The organism is Rhodococcus sp. 2H158 (genome assembly GCF_053764755.1).
On the sequence record NZ_JBSNCE010000060.1, the window covers coordinates 1 to 2,610 of the forward strand.

The window sequence follows — 2,610 nt, forward strand, 5'->3', positions numbered from 1 at the left end:
ACCAGCCCTGCGGCCGAGTCGGGTAGCGGGGACGCATTACTGCGTCCCCGCCCCCTCAGAACCGTACGTGCCACTCGTCGCGGCATACGGCTCAAGCAAGCCCCGCGGACGTCGCGGGCTGCTGGTTCCTCCTGCGTGCTCGGACGCTGCGGTGGCAGGAGGCGTGCACGAGGCGTGTCCGGGTTCCGTCCATTGTGCCGTCTCGCCCGTGGTGGGTGAGATAGTCAGCGGCGATAGCTCGTTTGACCACACCCAGCCACCAGCGTTCCCACTCGTGCGGGGACTGGGGCTGGTCCGCGGTGAGCAGGTGATCTCCGCAGAGCGGGCAGCGGCCACCTTGCCTGGCAAGCAGGGCGGTGTTATAGCTGTCCAGCGCGGGTTTGATCTTCCGCCGCCGCTTGATCCAGTAGTCGCGCAGATCGGGGTCGTCCGGCGACGCTCCGGACGCGACCAAGGGATGACGAACGATGTCGGTCCAGGCGAACTTGGCGAGATAGGCGATGGTGTCACCGTCTTCGCCGTACGGGTGTTGGGGATCACCGAACACCCATCGATCGTTTCTGAACTTGTGGAACCGACCGAAGTAGCGGCTTGTCACCCAGTGTCGGGATTTCTTGGGGTGACAGCGACGTGCCCACCGGTAGGTGAGCCGCCACATGTATGCGTCCAGTGAAGTGAATATCTGGCTGGACACCGCGCCTCGGTAATAGGAGGTCCAACCCCGGATGATCGGGTTGAGCCGGGCGATAACTGCCCTCGCGTTCGAGCCACGCAAACGGCGCATCTCGACTGCGAGCCTGTGACGGACACGCTTGACCGCGGCCGGGCTCGGTTTGATCAACAACTTGCCGGGTGACTGTCCGCCCCGATAACGGCGGACATTGAACCCGAGGAAGTCGAATCCGTCTTCTTCGAGGTGGACGATGCGTGTCTTGTCCTCGTTGAACGTCAGCCCCCTCGGCGCGAGCCACCCGGCCAGCCGTGCCTTGACCTGTTCGGCCTGCTGCCGGGAATGGCAGCATACGGCGAAGTCGTCGGCATATCTCACCAGAACCGGGGAGTCCGCCGCTGCTTCACCAGCTTTGGAGCTCGCGGTGCGGTAGCGGACCCCAGCGGCCTCCTCCAGGCCGTGCAGCGCAACGTTCAACAACAAGGGGCTGATCACGCCTCCCTGTGGGCTTCCCTCTTCGGTGGGAGAGAACGTCCCGGTCTCGATCACTCCCGCTTTCAACCAGCCCTCGACCAGACCTCGCGCAGGAAACCCGCCGAGCGCATCGAGAAGCCGGGAATGATCAATCTTGTCGAACGCTGCCGACAGATCGGCGTCCAGAATCCACACCCGCTTGGCCAGAGGCCCTTTGAGCGTGGCGAACAGGGACTCGATCGCGTCGGCACAGCTGCGTCCGGGCCGAAACCCGTAGGAACGGGGCTCGAACCGGGCTTCCCACTCGGGCTCCAACGCATTACGGACCCGCGCCTGATGGCATCGGTCCATGAGTGCGGGGATACCGAGAGGTCGCTGTTTGCCATTAGCCTTCGGAATATACACCCGTCGAACCGGCAGCGGCACCCATGACGAACGCGTCCGGTGCAACCGCACCGCCACCTCCGCTCGGGCTTCGCTCGACAGGGCGGTTTCCCCGTCGATCCCCGCCGTTCGACGCCCAGCATTGCGTTGGGTCACCTGACGCACACTCACCAGCGTGTTCGACCAGGAGCCCAACATCAATTTCTGCAACGACCGGACCGTGGCCCAGTCCTGCTCCCGCGTCGCCTTGAAGATCCTGCGCCGTAACCTCGCTACGTTCTGTTCATGGGTGCGCCAGTCAATGACGTCCCACTGCACGCCAACGTCCGCGGGTCCGTTCACCTCGACGGTGTCCAACTTGCCCCTTCGGTTCGCGAGGCCCTCGGCCCCGAATGTTCACAGGCTCACCTGCCCACGTCGGCACCCTCTCGGGCCCAACCATTTTCGGGTTGGTATCCGGCCAGTTATGCCACGGCGGTCGATGGAGGTGTCGACCACACTGCCGCGGGTTTCCTGTTACCTTTCGGCCACCGGCATTCGCTTCTTGGGCATCCTGTCCCGCCGAGGAGTTCCGCCCCTCTTACGATCGGCCTACCAGCCATCAGAGCCGATGGGTTCGACGCTCGACTGGACCACGACGGGGTTTCCACCTTCCACTCACTCGAGTTGCGGCCGGGTTGGGTGCCCTCTTTACCCCGAGACCACGTGGTGCTCTCGTGGCCGGTCTCGTGCCTCCGGCCACCACGCGCCCCCTCTGCCAGGGGCAAGGTCTTATCGCCCCGGTCACCATCCCACCTTCCGGGGCTCCCGATAACGAGGCGTCATCAAGGGTTCACTCACGTTCACCCGCCCGGCCTTCTCCCCGGCCTGGTGACCCCCGGATGGATCGGGGGCTCCTTGGGCAAAAGTTCCCGGGCTTCGCACCTCGCAGACCAGGAGCCTGCGACGCACGCCGGGGCGGGAGACGGGCGTTCGAGCACTTGCCCGGAGCTATGTCACCTGCATCACCAGTCCTCCAATCCACATAGCTCGCTCAAAGTGAGCGACTGGTGTCGCACCACGAGGTTCGGGTCATCGAAAAC

Annotated in this window: 1 protein-coding gene; it reads right to left on the reverse strand. The window is 64.6% G+C overall.

Annotation, left to right across the window (positions count from 1 at the left end):
* Positions 1-91: 91 nt before the first annotated feature.
* Positions 92-1,885 (reverse strand): group II intron reverse transcriptase/maturase, encoded by a 1,794-nt coding sequence (gene ltrA / locus ACWPOB_RS28455; protein WP_455402863.1) that lies wholly within the window; start codon positions 1,883-1,885, stop codon positions 92-94.
* Between the last annotated feature and the right edge of the window lie 725 nt (positions 1,886-2,610).